This window comes from Vibrio fluminensis (genome assembly GCF_015278125.1).
Lineage (GTDB): Bacteria > Pseudomonadota > Gammaproteobacteria > Enterobacterales > Vibrionaceae > Vibrio > Vibrio fluminensis.
On the sequence record NZ_JADILO010000002.1, the window covers coordinates 240,001 to 256,401 of the forward strand.

General features: G+C 44.7%; 14 protein-coding genes and 1 pseudogene. 1 reads left to right on the forward strand and 14 read right to left on the reverse strand.

From position 1 onward, the window contains the following. Positions 1-23 precede the first annotated feature (23 nt). From IRQ95_RS03695 to IRQ95_RS03760, 14 genes are all read right to left on the reverse strand, one after another. Entirely contained in the window at positions 24-1,463 is a 1,440-nt protein-coding gene (locus tag IRQ95_RS03695) for a GumC family protein (RefSeq protein WP_194435651.1), read from the reverse strand. Further along, the gene (locus IRQ95_RS03700; RefSeq protein ID WP_194435652.1) at positions 1,460-2,590 is read right to left on the reverse strand and encodes a glycosyltransferase family protein; all 1,131 of its coding nucleotides are present in this window, start codon (positions 2,588-2,590) and stop codon (positions 1,460-1,462) included. Before IRQ95_RS03700 ends, IRQ95_RS03695 begins: the two co-directional genes overlap by 4 nt. Continuing rightward, positions 2,583-3,299, reverse strand: coding sequence for an acyltransferase (locus IRQ95_RS03705; protein ID WP_194435653.1), 717 nt, complete (start codon positions 3,297-3,299; stop codon positions 2,583-2,585). Before IRQ95_RS03705 ends, IRQ95_RS03700 begins: the two co-directional genes overlap by 8 nt. Positions 3,300-3,408: 109 nt before the next feature. After that, positions 3,409-4,773 carry an O-antigen ligase family protein gene (locus IRQ95_RS03710; RefSeq protein ID WP_194435654.1) on the reverse strand — a complete coding sequence of 455 codons (1,365 nt, stop codon included), beginning with the start codon at positions 4,771-4,773 and terminating at the stop codon, positions 3,409-3,411. After that, the gene (locus IRQ95_RS03715; protein WP_194435655.1) at positions 4,770-6,218 is read right to left on the reverse strand and encodes a lipopolysaccharide biosynthesis protein; all 1,449 of its coding nucleotides are present in this window, start codon (positions 6,216-6,218) and stop codon (positions 4,770-4,772) included. Before IRQ95_RS03715 ends, IRQ95_RS03710 begins: the two co-directional genes overlap by 4 nt. Positions 6,219-6,223: 5 nt before the next feature. After that, positions 6,224-7,408: a glycosyltransferase gene (locus tag IRQ95_RS03720; protein WP_194435656.1), complete on the reverse strand. Its 1,185-nt coding sequence runs from the start codon at positions 7,406-7,408 to the stop codon at positions 6,224-6,226. Further along, positions 7,380-8,612, reverse strand: a complete 1,233-nt coding sequence (locus tag IRQ95_RS03725) for a glycosyltransferase (RefSeq protein ID WP_194435657.1) — start codon at positions 8,610-8,612, stop codon at positions 7,380-7,382. The genes IRQ95_RS03720 and IRQ95_RS03725 overlap by 29 nt, the downstream gene beginning before the upstream one ends. Before the next feature lie 181 nt (positions 8,613-8,793). After that, positions 8,794-9,813, reverse strand: coding sequence for a glycosyltransferase family 4 protein (locus IRQ95_RS03730; RefSeq protein ID WP_194435658.1), 1,020 nt, complete (start codon positions 9,811-9,813; stop codon positions 8,794-8,796). Continuing rightward, entirely contained in the window at positions 9,791-11,287 is a 1,497-nt protein-coding gene (locus tag IRQ95_RS03735) for a sigma-54-dependent transcriptional regulator (RefSeq protein ID WP_194435659.1), read from the reverse strand. The genes IRQ95_RS03730 and IRQ95_RS03735 overlap by 23 nt, the downstream gene beginning before the upstream one ends. Positions 11,288-11,325: 38 nt before the next feature. Continuing rightward, a complete protein-coding gene (locus IRQ95_RS03740) occupies positions 11,326-11,682 on the reverse strand; it encodes an Hpt domain-containing protein (protein WP_194435660.1) in 357 nt (118 codons plus the stop codon). 103 nt (positions 11,683-11,785) lie between these two features. Continuing rightward, positions 11,786-12,475, reverse strand: a complete 690-nt coding sequence (locus IRQ95_RS03745; protein WP_348541577.1) for a P-loop NTPase family protein — start codon at positions 12,473-12,475, stop codon at positions 11,786-11,788. Then, on the reverse strand, positions 12,472-14,541 hold the full coding sequence (locus tag IRQ95_RS03750) for an SLBB domain-containing protein (RefSeq protein WP_228481243.1): 2,070 nt from the start codon (positions 14,539-14,541) through the stop codon (positions 12,472-12,474). The genes IRQ95_RS03745 and IRQ95_RS03750 overlap by 4 nt, the downstream gene beginning before the upstream one ends. Positions 14,542-14,554: 13 nt before the next feature. Next, positions 14,555-15,364, reverse strand: a complete 810-nt coding sequence (locus IRQ95_RS03755; RefSeq protein WP_228481193.1) for an OmpA family protein — start codon at positions 15,362-15,364, stop codon at positions 14,555-14,557. Positions 15,365-15,484: 120 nt separating this feature from the next. Further along, the gene (locus IRQ95_RS03760) at positions 15,485-15,805 is read right to left on the reverse strand and encodes an STAS domain-containing protein (protein ID WP_194435661.1); all 321 of its coding nucleotides are present in this window, start codon (positions 15,803-15,805) and stop codon (positions 15,485-15,487) included. Between the two features lie 358 nt (positions 15,806-16,163). On the opposite strand from IRQ95_RS03760, the pseudogene hcp-2 reads away from it, so the two are divergent. Then, positions 16,164-16,401: pseudogene (gene hcp-2, locus IRQ95_RS03765) on the forward strand (type VI secretion system effector Hcp-2); the annotation flags it as partial.

The window sequence follows — 16,401 nt, forward strand, 5'->3', positions numbered from 1 at the left end:
TGAGCGATGGGCTTACTGGTTTCTTATTTTGAGAATCGGTTTGAAATTCGCGGAATAGTGGAAAGGACAGGTTGTTTAGAAAGTTCATTAATACGTTGTGCGGAACGAATTGAGGAGTTACTTAACTCAAAGATGATTGCTAGCCCAGAACCGAGTCCGACCCCGCCGATTAGACCCGCAAGAATAAAAATAACAGCAGGTAGGTTGCTTGGCGTACTGGGTGTGAAGGGAAGGTCAATTATCTTTACACGCTTGTTTTGTTCAAATACGCCAAGCGAGCCAGTAAGTTGCGCCATTTCGTAGCGCTGCAATAACTCATCGTATTGCTGTCGCTTAATTACGGCATCACGTTCTAAACGGCGCATTGTTTTTGCGGTGTTACCAAAGCTTTTCGCTTCTTGCTCGATAGAACTTATCATGTTGCGTAAGCTCTTGGTTTCTTCCGTTAACGATTCATAGCGACTTCTCACCAATTGTAGGCTGTGTAATTGAGTAACAAGCAGAGGTTGAATGGTATCGAGATCGGAGAAAGTACTATTGCTGGCAATATCCCAAAGCTTATCGCTGCCGAGGTTGGGTTGTTCCACCTCGAGTAGAAGGGTGCGTTCATTTTCAAGTCGGCTCAACTCACGTTTCTTCGCTTGAACCGAACTGTGATTGTCGGTGTATTTGGCTTGTAGCAGAGTTAATTGGCTGCGGATATCGATGATTTTCTCTTCTATTTTACCGATAACTGGGTTGGTTTTGGAAAGTTGCTGGTCAAGTGAGCCAAGACTCTTTTCAACACCGGCAAGCTCCGCTTCTTTTTCTGCCAACGTCTGTTTAAGCCTTGCTAATTGAGTAAGACTTTGGCTTTGCATTTCTGGTGTCACTGCTAAGTGCTGATTACGGAAATCCGCCAACGCATTTTCGGCTTGTTCAAGTTCCTTTTCTCTTTTTTCTATGTGGATATTGAGAAACTCACTTGAGTCGCGAATCGAAGATCTTTCGGGCGCAAGCAGTTGCTCGATAAAGTGATGGCTGATCGAGGTAAGGAGAGACTCAAGTCCATCCGCTTTTGGTGCACGCAATTCTATTTTAAGGAAATCTTTGCCTTGCTGACTCACAGATAGATTTTGTGATAACTGTCGAATCACACTTTCTTGTTCTTTTCCCGACATATCATCGTTCACTAAGCCTTGCTCTTTGGCAACGGAGTGAAGAATATGGCGACTTTTTAGTAATGTAGTCAGGTCGTTGAGTCGCTCTTTGAGCATGGTTGAAACAGCAAGGTCTTCAAGGAACGGGTTCATTTTCGCTGTTTCTTGAACCAGCATACTGGTGTGTGATACGTAAACGGTTGGGGCTAATTTTGCTACGCCCATACCGACAAAAGGAAAAATAAGCGCAGGCAGGGCGATAACGTAACGTTGTCGCCACGCCGCATTAAGCAGTTGAATTATGCGAAACGGTAAACCACTCATATCAGCTCCATGATTATACGCACCCACTCACTTCGACTTTGCCAGCTTTCACCATTGACGATTCCTGACGGTAAGCGCTGCCTTGTTGTCGGTAAGTTAAGAGCAGAACACATCTGCTGTACATCGTTGACGATATTGATGTAACGACTATAAGGAGCTAATGCCGGGAAAGGGGTGGCGATCACAGGTGAGCCCGCCGCTAAATATTCTCGTAATTTGAGCGGATTGCACGCTTCAATTTGACGATTGTGCTTAAAGGGCAACAAGCTAGCTTGCCAGTGCTGACTATAACTAGCGAGTGAGTGATGGGGCTTAGGACCCAAGTAAAAGACATTATTTAAGTTGGGCAGAGGATTATGTTGAAGTTCGTTTGGGCCAATGAACACAAAATCCCAGTCTGGCATCTCAAGCGCAACTTGTGTGATCAATGGGTAGTCGAGCCAATTAGACAGACTGCCGTAAAAACCCGCGATAGGTTTGCCTCGGTTTGGGAGATCTTTGGCTCTATCTGTAGGTGTCGAAAACAACTCGACGTCGACACCATGTGGTAACAACATCGTTTTGCAACGTGGGAACATCTCTGCGATCTTCTCGCTTACAGCAAAAACGACATTCGCTTTATCGACGAGTTTTTCTTCATGTAGTTTGACTGTGTGGTGATCAACGCCAGCCAGCGCAGAAAAATCATCGCCACAGTAATAAACGATACCGGATTCATCTAAATGTCCGCAGAGATCGGCAGCAGTCGGCAGAGAGATCCATAAAATAGGCGAGGAAATGTTATGCTTGCGCAAAATTGGCGTGAGCTGCGTTAGCATCATCGAACGCGCGAGTTTGCGGCTTAATCTGCTGCTTGGCGCGGGAATGGTGCGTAAATTGACCACTTCTATTTGATTGGCAGGTGTCGAGTCCACGAGAGCTGCGTCTGGTTTATTGAGACGATTTTGATTACTCGCAAACAGTTTTGCCATTGCACGGGTGCAGTCATGTCGAGTTAATCGAGGCTGGCGTAAACCTATAGAGTTAACCCAAATGATTTTGCCCATATCAGGAAGATGTTTTATTAGGTGTTGAGTGCTTGATGGTAAACCACCAAAGTCTTCGCCAAATACAATCATATCACGCATGATGGCTCTCCTTTAGGTGATGCACTACACGTGCAGGATTACCAACAGCGACAACAAAGTCAGGTAAATCATGAGTGACGACACTACCAGTACCAACGATGGTTCCTTGACCGATGGTAACATTGGGACAAACGGTCACGTTGGTGCCGAGCCAGGCATCACGTTTGATAATGATATCTCCGACATCAACGTCATCATCAGGCGCACCAGTTGCTCTCGCCTTTGCATCAGTAGCGTGTCCTGAATAACCAAATAGGAACACACCACCAGCAAGTCTTACATTGTCTTCTAAGACAATTCGTTTTCCGACGGCTATTGTGTTCTGCCAGCCCACATCAACGTTGTTACCAATTTCAAGCGAAGGATTCTCAGTTTGAGAACGCCCAGAAAAGGTCGTGTGTCCAGAGATACGGCAGTTGTCTCCGACTGAGATAGAAAGTGGTCCCGATACATAGGGTACCCCTCCAAACAAATATAAGTTTTTACCACACTGATTGAGGCGACCTTTAAAGGCCGGTGTTTGGATGAGTAAACGTAACGATGTGTGCCACACTCCTGCGATTGCCGAATGTAGATAGCGGATTGCGACGTTGTAGACTTGAGGTGTCGGTAATCCCTGAGCTCGAATACGCTTTAACCAAAGGAATAGATGGCGAAAGCGGGGATTAGGATGGTTTTGTAACCAGATTTTGAAGGTAGCAACTGACATAACAAACCTCTTTCTTTTTATTTCGTTATTGAGGTCTTTTCATTTTGCATGCCAGAAATAAAATTATTGCTAATCAATGAGTTACATTTATTGTTTTCGCTTGGGAATATTAGGTCTTATTTTGAGAATCATTTTGCACGACATGATTACAAGCTACTGTGAGTGCGGCGAGAATGTATATTGGCCAATTAAAGCCTTGAGTCAGGAAAGTACCAGAAACAATGGTACCAACGGTGCCGGAAAAGACGGCATAGGTTGTTGCGTGGATATATGGGGAGAAATTTTGTGGATTGGCATTAATGGTTCGGATACTTTGACGGCAGGTTTTCAATATGCGAACAATTAAGCCAATAAAGATGATTAAACCGAGAAAGCCGGTTTCCGCTAATACGCCAAACCAAGTACTGTGGACCGCGTGGTTAAGTCCATCCCAATGTGGGCTGTAGTAGAAATAGTTGACGTAGAAATTGTCGATACCAACACCGGTGATAGGGCGCTCTAACGCCATTTTAAACGCCGCTTCCCAAGCGTACAAACGTCCCATCGCTGAAGCATCAAGCCCTTCTTCAGCTGCGCCACCGGATTGTCGGTCTGAAATGCCGGCGACTGCAAATAATGCCAAGCCTGCAACGACGCCGATGGTAATGAGCAACGTTTTGGATTTGATGTGTTTAAGCCCTAGCATGCCTAATACTGCTACGCATCCAAGTAATCCACCTCGGCTCTGAGTTGCGATCACCGCAAAGAGCGCGGTTAGCGAGCAGATTAATCCGATTACTCGCATTATCCCTAACGATTTTGTCATCATTAAACTGAGCGAGAAGGCAAGAGGGAACATTAATACTAAAGATAGGTCATTTGGGTCGCCCAGCATTGAGCCGAGATCGCGACCTATTGTTACCCGAGTTCCTTCAACAAGACCGATCCCATTAACTGAGTTACTGATAGCGACAAAAGCAACCAATAAACCTGCCAGCACAATCAAGATTGAAATACGTTTGATGCTTTGAGCACTGTTTACCAGCCAAGTGATGGCGAGGCACATGATCATGATTTTCCAATAAATGTTTTTAAAGTACTCGATAGCGATCCCACGGTTTGCGGCAAAGACAATTCCGATAATAACCAGAATCCAAAACGCGCTCATCCACGAGAGGACAGGGTGCCAAAAAGGTTTAAGCTCACGAGTAATCAACACATGCCACATGAGAGCGGCGAGCGACCCCATTGAGAGAAGCAAAGGGATCCTTAGGTTATAAAGTGCAGGAAGTGCTTCATGAATGCGGAAAAAAGAAAAAATCACAAATAAACTCACCAGCCAGAAAGTCTGGTTGATAACAAACAATCCCCCTAGTGGTACAAGACACAATACGATCAGCATCTTAGGGTCTGGTATAAAAAACCAGCCCAATGTCAGCAAACCGCATAAGGTTAATACGAGAAACAAATGAGAAGTCGGGGTAGCGTGCCTCATACGCGAATTCTCCGAAGTACTTTGCGTAGGTCTTGCAAGGGCAGATGAAGTAAGCTGTGGAAGTGGGCGATCAAAAGCAACGCAACAGACTCGATCAGTAACAGGGTAATGCTTGGGATAAGTTCGCTGGTGAGCCAACTACTGACTAACAGCGCGATGGTGAGTAGGATGAAAGTAACCAGCTTGATAGTCTGATAGGGCAGTGGGTTTGAGCGTTGACTGGCAATGGCAACGATGAAGCAGCGAATTAACTGCGCAATGGCAACGCCCAAACAGACAATCCACAAGGTGTGTTGGCTGAACAACGCATTAACTGCCCAAATAATCATAAGGGCACTAATAGTCACTATCAGGTTAATCAAGAACAGTGCTTGAGTCTGTTTTGATTTAAGCAACCCGATATTGGTTATTTCCGCAATTTCTTTAAACAGCATTGCCATTACTGCAAGCGCAACTAGGTTAGCTGCCGTTTGATACTGATTTGGCAAGAACAGCTCAATAAATAATTTACCACCCCAAGTGACCAGTACTGCCAATACACACGCATAGATAATACCGTATTGGCTGATTCTACTGGTGGTTATTGCGCCTTTATCTTGCCAATAAGCGAATCGTTTTGGCATCCACCACATATGGAATGGTTGCAGTAGTATTCCTACCGCAAGCGCAAACTTAAGGGCTATAGCGTATTGTGCGAGAAACTCTAAGTTATTCGCTTGCATTAATAACCAACGCTCACCCCCATTGAGTCCAAAGGCGACTAATGCAGAAAACATAATAGGCGTACAGTATTTTAGATATCGCCCAAGCGTCTTGCCGTTAAGTAATTTAAAGTCAAAGCGATTGTGGTAGTGAAGGATAGCCAATTGGACGAACGCACAGAACACGCCAACCGTAAGTACAGCGGTGACCGATGGGATTAGATAAACGACCATAAAAATCAGGCTGACTTGTAGGAAGGTACAAAAAAGGCTCAGCTTAAAAAATGTCCATGCTTTGTTTTGTAAGCGAAGCCAAGCGAGACTGATCTCAAGACTACTTTGAATCACCCAAACACTCGCCATAAGAGCGATTTGAGTATGAGAGAAATAATGCCAAGTTCCCTCAATGTGATTGGCGCTGAATAACCAAACCGGAATAACAAGAATAACCACAAGTGCTAAAGAGAGAGTCAAAGCGGTTGTGTAGAGTCGGCTTACCATCGCTTTTTGATCATTTGCTCGTTCTAACGTTGCCACAAAGCGATAAAGGTTTTCGTGCATAGCTAAAGAAATTAACAACGCGAAGAATGTTTGGGTAACGGCGATCAGCTCAAGCTGACCAATTTGCTCGACCGAAAGAAAATAAGTCATGGCTGGTAGAGTAATCAGCGAAGCTCCACGCAGTAAAAGGAGAGCCACACCATAAAGCAGCATATCGTGAATTGGTTGGCTTAAACGCTTCATAACGACTACTTAGCACTGTCTTGAGAAGGCAAAGTCATTGAATCACAAGAAGCAGAGACACACTCGACAATGGCGCGATATCGGTCGCTAGCGTGATAGCGTTCGGCGACGTCAATCGCATGGTGTTGAATGGATTGCAGCGTTTGTGGTTCTCTATCTAACCGTAATAGCACTTGAGCAAGATCTGCTTCATCACCGGCAGTATATTTTAAACAGTTCAGGTCATCTTCAAGTTTTTGGTCCCAATAACTGCCATCGCGAGGGATCACCACACACATGCCGGCAGCGATTGCTTCTAAGATCGACAAACCGAACGGTTCATTTTTGCTGGTTGAAACGAAAATGCTGCATTCACTTCTTAATTGGTCAAAGTTATCGGGATCTTGATACCAAGAGGTATTGGGTAGTGCGATGGGTGCTTGTGAAATACCGAGCTGAATCTGTTTGGGTCTGATATAGCAAACAGTAGTGGTTATTTTGCGATGACGCTGTGCTAGACGAATCGCTGTGACAAACCGTTCCAAACCTTTCCATCGTAATAGTGACGCTGCCCAAAGGCATTTCGGTGTACCGATTTGACTTTGGCTGGGCCATTTATGACTAGCGATACCATTGACGAAAGATTGAAAGTGTTCGCTTTGTAAAATCTCATCAGTACGAGTATCGCAATCCGCTGCAGTTAGCTTTTTACTCAGGTATCGATGCAGCGCCGTTTGTAAACTGGAGTAGGTTGAAGGTAGGTAGAAAACAATAGTAGCCTGAGTTAAACACCAACCAATTGAGCGGGAGCACGCAACATTACCGTGTATTATTTGTACTAAAGTGCGTTTTAGCAGCTGATTAACCAGATACAACGGCATATCGACACCCGGTCCAGATGCTGCAATAAATTTGTCTACACGTTTTCGCATAATTAAATGTATGCACAAGACTAGGGTGAAATAGAGTTGGTTAAGCCAGAAGAAAACCCCTTGTACTTGTTCACATAACCATGGAATGGCGTAGATAGTAGCGATATCGATTTGATGCTGCTTCGCTAGTTCGCTTTTATGCCAGTAGTCTGGGTTAACGGTAATTACCGTGAAACGAACCGATTCATTTGAGCAAAGGCTTAAAGCTTCGCTGGTGGCAATTTTGGATCCACCTTTAAAAGGAATGGGATCAAAGATCATGTTGTGTTGACGCTTCATTGTCTCCTCCTTTGCTCTTACGGTTCTCCATGGCAGTCTTTATGGGTTTGAAATTGGCTTTTAGTGAGGGGAAATCGATGTTCTCTTGCTTTAGAACCTTGCTATACAGAGCCTCGATTTGTTTTGTATACCGTTCAACGGTGAAGACTGATTGAATATGCTGATGTGCATTTTGCGCGATGGATTTGCATTCGTCGCGGTGGCTCTGAACGCAACGCATCATGTCCAGCATAGGACCATATCCATGATTGGCATAAAGCAAGGCAGACTCGCCATGATGGACGATTTCAGGAATACCGCCTTCAAAAGGAGCAATGATTGGTATGTTTGCAACCGCGGCTTCAGTAATGACTAAGCCAAATGCCTCTTCCCTTGCGCCACTGACAAATGCGTCGCAACCTTTCAGCCAGCCGACGACATTGGTTTTCTCTCCAAGAAAGTGGACACGATCATCAAGGTGTAGCTTCTGGCACATCTGATCAAGGGTCGCTCGTTCTTCTCCATCGCCTATAACCACAAGATGACTGTTTGGATATTCCAGAGTTAAATGGCGTAGCGCCATTAAAATTCTATCAACGCCTTTGCGATGAATAAGAGAGCCTACCGTGGCATAAAGGGTAGCGTTACTGTCGAGCTTTAGTTGTTGTTTAACATCGACCTCTGGTTGGGCGTCTAATGCAGCGATATCGATACCATTATGGACGACGGTAAGGTTGTCTTGTGGGTAGCCATCGTGAATCAGGTTTTGCGCAACAGCGTTACTTGCCGTTATCACAAATGGAGAGAGGTGGATACCTAAGGTGGCTCTGTCACGGCTAATGTAGTCACTGTGCAGGTGTGTCACCATCGGGCAGGAACACATTCGAGAAGCCAAAGACATCCATTGGCAGGGGGCTGCGCTGTTAACGTGAATCAAATCAATGCCCAACTGCTGAATTAGGTTTTTACCTTTACCCACAAGTTTGACCCAACTACTGATATCGGCTTTTGGTTTTCGCCAACCAGCAAGCAAGGGAAAGTCGTCAATGCGGTATTCGACTTGCGCTTCTTCAAGATGAGGAATTAGCATGGTGTTGTTCGTCCAAACAACGGCTTCAAAACGTTCATTATCCAGATGGGAGATCAAATCGAGCAAGCAGCGTTCACTGCCTCTAATCCAATCTTCCCCGTAGTGAACGAATAAAATCTTTTTTATCGAATTCATAGTCTAGCCTTCCAATCGTTTAATTATATGGACTAGGTTGCAAAGCCAGTGCCAACAAGGTGAAAATCTTATCTCACTGAAAATATTGAAATAAATACTACTAACCAAGCTGTTTGCTGAGCTTTCTCATTATGAGAATCAAATCTACACTTAAGTTGCGGCGTGTTATCTGGGCGTACATTCAATTAAAGTAGAGCTTTAGCATTTTTGGAATGATGGCTTGTTGAGAATAATTTTGTTGAATGGTGCTGATCGCATGTTGGCGGGTAACCTGCTGCTCGACTATAGGGCTTGATACCCAATCAGTGAGGAGTGGCGCAAGATCCGACGCATTTCGTGCTAAATAGCCGTTTTGTCGGTGACGAATAAGTTGTGGGAGCTCACCCACACAGGTTGCGATGACCACGATGCCTCTTGCCATAGCTTCGAGTGCAACCATTGGCAATCCCTCGTAATGGGAACAAATAATCAATACCGATATATTTGGCCAAACTATATCCATATTGGATTGATGCCCATGGAATTGGATGTTTTTTGGTGCGTTAATTTGCAGTTGCTGTGAAAGTTCACCCGTGCCGTAGAAGTGAAAGTTGAGGTTGGGAAATTGTGTCGCAAGGGTAATAAAGCGTTCAGGCGCTTTCTCTGGGCTTAGTCGTCCAACAAACGCAACCTGTTCACCATAGCTTATGTCGAGCCTGTTTGTGTTGATAAAATTTTCAATGTACTGGGAGTGAGACGGGAGCTTAGCACCGATAGCTTTACTGACCACAATCGAATGGTTAGCTATCCACGCTGACCATCTATCTAGCCAATCATAAAGCCACATTTTTCCTTTCGGTGTTTCACCGGCATGGTAGGTAGAAACGAGTTTAACGCCAGTACACAGTTTGGCGAGTTTAGCGATTAAGTTGGCTTTGTAACCGTTAGCGTGAAGTGCAAGCGGAGGGGATTGGCGAATTGTTTTATTAAGATTATTTAATGCATCAAATGTTGAACCACCGAGATATTGGTAGGGAATAGATAAGTTTTCGAGTTTTTCACATAGTGGCGAAGGTGGAACGTATTCGGTAATTAACAGCACCTTCACCGGTTGTTGATGCGCTATAAGCCCTTGAGCCAGTTGGACGACATAGGTTTCTATGCCGCCAAACTGCCGACTATCTATCAGAAGCCAAATCTCATTCGACGTAGGATTGCTCATCTTCCGCTTCCCAAGCTTGTTTCTTGCGGTAGACCGTCGATGGGCTGAGTTCGAGAAGGACTGCTGCGTTAATCACATTGCCATCGCAATATTCAATCGCTTGTTGGATTGCTTCACGTTCTATTTGCCACATAGGGCGAATAACGACCTCTTTGGGAGACGCTAGCGTTTCATGCGTACCTTCCGCGACTTGAGCGTGCTCTGCACTACTATGTTGCTCATCTAGAGCTACGTGGTTGATGTGTTCAGGTTTTGGTGGGCTTGGTATTGTTACCGTTGGCGCAGAACGCTTATTAGGCGATTTAGTTTGAGCAACCTGCGCCGGTAAATGTTCAGCTTTGAGCTTGGTATCGTCGTTGAGCACAACAATGTTGCGAATAATGTTTTGTAATTGGCGGACATTACCAGGCCAGTTATAGCGTTTAAGCAAGGATTCGGCATCCTTACTGACTGTACGGAACTGCTTGCCATCCTCTTTGGCGTACTCCAGAAGAAAGTGTTTTGCCAAAGTGGCAATGTCATTACCACGATCACGCAGTGGTGGCATATCGACGGGAACGACATGAACTCGGTAGTAAAGATCTTCTCTAAAGCGTCCTTCTTCAACTTCAAGTAATGGATCGCGGTTAGTCGCACAGATGATACGTACATCCACTTTTTGCTCTTTTGATGCGCCAAGTGGGGTAAAGGTGCCAGTTTGCAGAAAACGCAGCAGTTTTTTCTGCATCTCTAAATCCATTTCACAAAGCTCATCGAGAAATAACGTTCCACCATCAGCTTGGCTGGCAGCCCCTTTACGGTCAGTGGTTGCGCCGGTAAAGGCGCCTTTGACATGGCCGAATATTTCACTTTCCATCAGATCTTTAGGAATCGCGCCACAGTTGATCGCAACAAACGGTTTGTCATGGCGACGGCTTTCCTGATGAATAGCATTGGCACAGACCTCTTTACCAGTACCACTTTCACCGATAATAAATACGCTAGCGGAAGTAGGGGCAACCGCATCAATAATTTTATAAAGCCCTTGCATGACAATGCTGCCGCCAATAAAACCCTGAAAACGTTGGCGGTCAAACTTGCTTTCGATGTTTTCAACCAAGTTTTCCAGCTTGGTGCGCTGTAAATGAAGTTGAATTGAGGTTTTTAAGCGATCAGATTTGATCGGTTTTTCAAGAAAGTCTTTGGCACCTTTTTGCAGCAGTTGTACTGCAGTGTTAACCGAGCCATGTGCTGTCGCGACGATCACTGAGGTGTTGAGTTGGTTATCTACAATCCAATCAAGAATTTCTCCGCCATCCATGTCAGGAAGCTTTAGGTCTAATATTACCAACTCGGGCAAGTTACGTTCTATAAATGCTTTCGCCGCTTTACCCGTCTCAACATGAAAAAGATCATACGGCTCATCTTTAACATACTGTTTGTACAGAATAGCCAAGGAAGTTGAATCTTCTATCAGGAGCACTTTAGGTTTCATTAGATACATCCTTGTATGACGTTGTTTATTGTTATTCGTTAGGAAAATCCGAGTTCTTTACGTACGTTTAAGGCTTGGATTGAACGATGAACAAGATCGAGCAGTTCGTTATGAAGTGCAAAGGCAGATTCCGTCTGCTGGCTTTCACACAACGCTTCAATTTTACGGGCTAGGGTTGCCAATTCCCGATTACCCAGCGCCAGTGAAGTGCTGCCTAAAGTATGGCTTTCAAACTTGATCACTTCGATATCACGTCTGGAGAATGCTTGGTCGAGTATCTGAGCACGGTGTTGCGTTTCTTCAATGTAGTGGTCAATCAGCATTGGCATCACTTCACTGTCAGTGTCTTCGATCATTTGCTGAATAATGGTTTCATCGACGAGTTCTTGTTCCATTATTTCCTCCTTGGCAATCTCCTGATCTTTCCTTGTTCCTAATCACTAGAATAGATCAATTTTTTCAGTTAGTTGTGTTTATTGATAGGATTTCTTACTTTGCTTATGCGATATGTGACAGCCACTCATTATTGAGTATCTTTTGATTCCATTTATCGCGCAAATTCTGAGGTATAAAGCGCAGACGATTTAACTCTCTCACCATCTCCTCACCAAGAGAGCATTGATTCATGTTGTTAAGCACATAACCAATTAAGTTGGCGTTACTGCGTTCGAGCAGTTGCTGAGCATTGGCTAAGTTCGCTTCAGAGGTACTACCGCCAAGTACAACAAGCAGAGTGTGGCTACAGGCTGCCGCAACGCTTTGTGCTGGGATGTTGCCCATGTTGTTTTGCAAAATCGGCGATGTATCGATGACAATTTTGTCAAATTCTTCTAGCCATTGTTCTACTTGACGATTTAGATACTGGGGGTTGCGAAAATTATTGAGCACACTTGGGTGATTGGGCAAAGTAATGCCAGTGAAGACTTGTTTGCTATTTGTCGGTTGAAGCCATTGGAATGATGAATCTGAGCCTAAATAAGGAAAGCTCTCAAAACCCGGTTTGAATAGGTTGAAGTCAACCAGTAGCGTTGAGTACCCTGCAAGTAGGAATCTCTCTGCCAACGAGCTTGCAACGGTTGTGACGCCGTCACCACTTTGACAAGCGGTCACGCACAGTGAACGGGTCTGTTTGGTTTCTGTCTCGAGAAAGATTTGCTCAATCTCATTAAGTGTTGCAGGAATCATCATAATGCTCCTATTAACACGATTGTTGTGGTTAAGCGGAGGATATCTTCTAATCCAACACGGGCTTTTTCCATAAAGCTGTCTCGTCTATCAGGAATATAGATAGTGTCTCCGGCACGTAATACAGGAAGCTGGTAAATGTTGGCGGTTTTAGTGAACTCCGATAAATTAAAGGTCCTTGCTTGTCCTTGGCAGCAAGACATGTTGACGACGGTGATCTTCTCTACGTAAGCGTTGTCACTGGGACCTCCAGCTTCAGCCATGATGTCTAATATGGTCATGTTGTCATTGAAAACATAGCGCCCCGGTTTGTTGATAGCACCTAAAATGCGCACCGTCGATTCTTTGCTTCTATCTAACCAAATTTTATCTTTCTCTGGGATATAGATAGTATCGCCCATGGTTACTTTCGGCAGTAAAGACTCGTCGCCAGTTTCAAAGTAAAGTGATAGGTTAAGCTTGCTCACATGCGCATAGTTTTTATCGCGATGTGTAACGCGAATATTGTGAATGTCAGCTTCTTTGGTTGGACCGTCGGCAGCGGAAAGAATGTCGAGAAAGTGCATATCATCGGTAAAACGATAGCGACCGGGCGCATTCACTTGGCCAAATACGTAGATAGAGGCGTCTGAGCTTTGTCTCACCCACTGTGACTTGTTGTCTGAAGGGTCTTGAGGGAGATCGTGAATTCTAATGATTGAGCCTGCGGTGATAACAGGCAAGTCACTACTTGGCGCACCATTGAGGATAAATTCATCTAGATTGAATTTGTGCAATTTGCCGCGTCCAGTCACCACCTCAATTTTAGTTGTATCTGCACGCAAAGTAGGACCTCCAACGTGTGCCAATAAATCCATCAAGTCCATTTCATCAGACCATTCGACACGACCAGGACGGACAACTTCACCAATCACTTTCACCGCGCGGTCAGGAGAAATTTTTAGCCATGATTTCTCGTTAAAGTCAGTTTTCTCTGGTACGAAGATGGCATCTCCTGGTCCGATTCTCGGTGGTTTTTGACCTGTTAAGCCTTCGGTGTAAGCGGTTAAGTCAAATTTAACCACTTGACCACTGGCTCTAATTAAACGTATTTGTCGTGATTCTGCGTAACGAGTTGGACCGCCCGCGTTAGCGAGAATGTCCATGAACGATGCATCTTGGCTACCTTCATAAGCCCCTGGGCTAGCAACTTCACCCATGATGTAAACCACGTTTGCACCGGCTCTAATTTCTTCTTCTTGTTTGGGAACAAAAATAGTGGTGCCTTCAGCAAGGGTGGGGAGTAACTGCTCGTCCCCAGAGTCTAGGTAGCGTTTTAAATTGAAAAGTTCAGGGTTGTTGTTACTGATTACACGAATTTGTTCAACGGAGGCAAAGCGCGTAACGCCACCTGCACGCATTAATATATCGACAAGGTTGGCATCCTGTTTGTAAGAGAAAGAGCCGGGGGAGTTCACTTCGCCAAACACTTTGATCGCCGTACGTTGGTCAGCACTGTCACCCGCGTTAGCTTGTTTGGCGGCATCGAATTGCTGTTCTATGTTGCCAACGAGAGGGGATGCGGGAACAAAAATACTATCTAGTGAGCGCAGTTCAGGAAGTAAAGACTCGTTGCCGCTATCGAGGAAGGCTTTATAGTTAAACGGTATTTTTTCGCTGCCACGTTTAACCATCATATTGTTCAGCTGTGCTCCAGCGCGCAGACCTCCCGCGGCGTGAAGTGCGCTTTGAATATTAGCGCTCTTCGATAAAGTATATTCCCCCGGCGACTTTACGTACCCTTGAACAGAGATTAGAAGTTGTTGCTCAGCAATATAGACACTGGCGGAGGATAAGTCGCGAAACACATCTTTTAACGAGTTTAAGACGGCTTCAGAAAGTTGTTCTTCTGTGTATCCAGCAACATAGACCGCACCAACTTCCGGTAGCTCAATTCGACCACGTTTATCAACTTGAAAACCGCGGTTTAGAGTTTCTTCGCCGGGAAGATTAATTTGCACCAAATCGCCAATTTGAACGCGGGTGGTTTCTTGATTCGCATTGGCATTTGTTGCTAGAAACAGAGTCATTATCAACAGTAGTCTAATCATATGCACGATAGCCTCCTTGCAAATTGCCTCCAGATAGCTCCTGTGTCGAGATGACCTCAATACTGACACGCCGGTTGGTTAATCTTACTCCGTCACTTGCGCCTTCATAGAGGGGCAGTGAATCACCCAGTGATTTGGTGGTCATTCGATTCGGTTCCAAGCCAAAAATGATCAAATAACGTTTAACTTGGTTTGCTCGTCCCATGGCGAGTTTTTGATTATATTGCTGGTCGCCTTTGGCATCGGCATGCCCAGTGATAGATAAGTTTAGAGTGGGATTCTCTCGTAAGATGTTAGCCGCTCTTGCCAAGTGTCCCATGTACTTCGGGTTCACTTCTGTAGAATTGAATGCGAACTGATTGTCGATGTTTAGGAGGTCGAACAACTGGTCGATCAATGCCATTTGTTCGCGGAAGGTGTTTTCATTGAGTGGCGGTACGCAGTTAGCTTGTGAAGTAACGTAATCAAGTTGACGTTCTAGCTCACCAAGGCGCTTGCGTTGGATCACCAGATCGTTGGCTGCATCAAGCAGTAAACCGCCATCGAGTTCTCGCGCAATGCGATTCTGCTTTTCTAATGCTTGTACAACCGCAGCAGGAAAACACCACTTTGCGCCTTCGCGGATCAGCGAATCGAGGTGTAGCTTGGTCAATTGCCAATCAAATCTGAGTCCATGTTCAGGGCCTAGAGGTTCATCAGGCATCACTGGAGTGAAGCCATCGTCGATGTGTTGTTCAGCTAATCCACCATTTCCTTCTGGTGGGTAACTGGTACAGCCTTGTAGGAATAAGACCAATATCATCGCGCTCAAAAAACACATCGAGCCAATTCGTGGTGCTTGGATAATGTTGAGTTTTTGAGTTAGCGCTTGTCTACATCCCTGTAATCTCGGGTCACTAACCATACTGACAGCCTTTTTTTATTAGTAATCATGAGAATTAACGGGAATCGCTTGGTCAATGCGAAGTAGGCTGATGATTTCAAGAGGTTGCCCACTCACATGTTCGATTCGCATCGTACGTTGCTTTTCAACTAATCTCTTATATAAATAAACTAGTGCACCAACACCGGATGGATCAAGAAATTGCACGTTACGAAAGTCAACTTTGACGTCAATATGGCTTTGATTTGCAATCACATCGTCGATTTGAGGTTGTGCGCTGCGACTACCGTCTGCATCTAAGTCACCATTGATAATTAACGTGAGTGTTTCTCCATTCATTTCAATTTTATGCAGTTCCATGATTTTCTCCTTTTGTTTTACTAGCAGTAATACACAGAACGTGCCAATAAAAAATGTATTATAAAACAGTTGGATAGATTGGCTTTTGATTGGTTTTTCTTATGCGGGAATGCATATTCTCATTTTGAGAATCAAATTTAGAACGTGGAAATTGGTAACAGAAATAACCAATTACGGAAGGATTGTTTCTGGGCAACTTTTTGCTCGGCCGAGCAAGATCTTGCCCGCGTTGAGCAAAAAGTTGCCCAGGCAATGAATGTTATCAATATAAGTGATTGAATATTATATGTGCCATGTTTGGCATATCTTTTGATTTATTGGCATTGAGTTATTCACATTTAAATTTAAGGATAAAGCCATGCCAACTCCATGTTATATATCACTAGAAGGTCAAACTCAGGGACTTATTACTGCAGGCGCATGTACTGCTGACTCAATCGGTGATAGCTACGTTGAAGGTCACGAAGATGAGATGCTAGTACAGCAATTCGACCACGTAGTAACAGTACCAACTGACCCACAATCAGGTCAGCCTTCTGGTCAACGTGTGCATAAGCCGTTCAAATTTACGGTTTCTCTAAACAAAGCTGTACCAC

What these genes read in the sequence shown, in the direction of transcription:
- IRQ95_RS03695 (WP_194435651.1), bottom strand. Translation starts at nt 1,463, where the DNA reads ATGAGTGGTTTACCGTTTCGCATAATTCAACTGCTTAATGCGGCGTGG.
- IRQ95_RS03735 (WP_194435659.1), bottom strand. Translation starts at nt 11,287, where the DNA reads ATGAAACCTAAAGTGCTCCTGATAGAAGATTCAACTTCCTTGGCTATT.
- IRQ95_RS03720 (WP_194435656.1), bottom strand. Translation starts at nt 7,408, where the DNA reads ATGAAGCGTCAACACAACATGATCTTTGATCCCATTCCTTTTAAAGGT.
- IRQ95_RS03750 (WP_228481243.1), bottom strand. Translation starts at nt 14,541, where the DNA reads ATGACTCTGTTTCTAGCAACAAATGCCAATGCGAATCAAGAAACCACC.
- IRQ95_RS03755 (WP_228481193.1), bottom strand. Translation starts at nt 15,364, where the DNA reads ATGATATTGGTCTTATTCCTACAAGGCTGTACCAGTTACCCACCAGAA.
- IRQ95_RS03710 (WP_194435654.1), bottom strand. Translation starts at nt 4,773, where the DNA reads ATGAGGCACGCTACCCCGACTTCTCATTTGTTTCTCGTATTAACCTTA.
- IRQ95_RS03700 (WP_194435652.1), bottom strand. Translation starts at nt 2,590, where the DNA reads ATGCGTGATATGATTGTATTTGGCGAAGACTTTGGTGGTTTACCATCA.
- IRQ95_RS03740 (WP_194435660.1), bottom strand. Translation starts at nt 11,682, where the DNA reads ATGGAACAAGAACTCGTCGATGAAACCATTATTCAGCAAATGATCGAA.
- IRQ95_RS03725 (WP_194435657.1), bottom strand. Translation starts at nt 8,612, where the DNA reads ATGAATTCGATAAAAAAGATTTTATTCGTTCACTACGGGGAAGATTGG.
- IRQ95_RS03745 (WP_348541577.1), bottom strand. Translation starts at nt 12,475, where the DNA reads ATGATGATTCCTGCAACACTTAATGAGATTGAGCAAATCTTTCTCGAG.
- IRQ95_RS03705 (WP_194435653.1), bottom strand. Translation starts at nt 3,299, where the DNA reads ATGTCAGTTGCTACCTTCAAAATCTGGTTACAAAACCATCCTAATCCC.
- IRQ95_RS03730 (WP_194435658.1), bottom strand. Translation starts at nt 9,813, where the DNA reads ATGAGCAATCCTACGTCGAATGAGATTTGGCTTCTGATAGATAGTCGG.
- IRQ95_RS03715 (WP_194435655.1), bottom strand. Translation starts at nt 6,218, where the DNA reads ATGAAGCGTTTAAGCCAACCAATTCACGATATGCTGCTTTATGGTGTG.
- IRQ95_RS03760 (WP_194435661.1), bottom strand. Translation starts at nt 15,805, where the DNA reads ATGGAACTGCATAAAATTGAAATGAATGGAGAAACACTCACGTTAATT.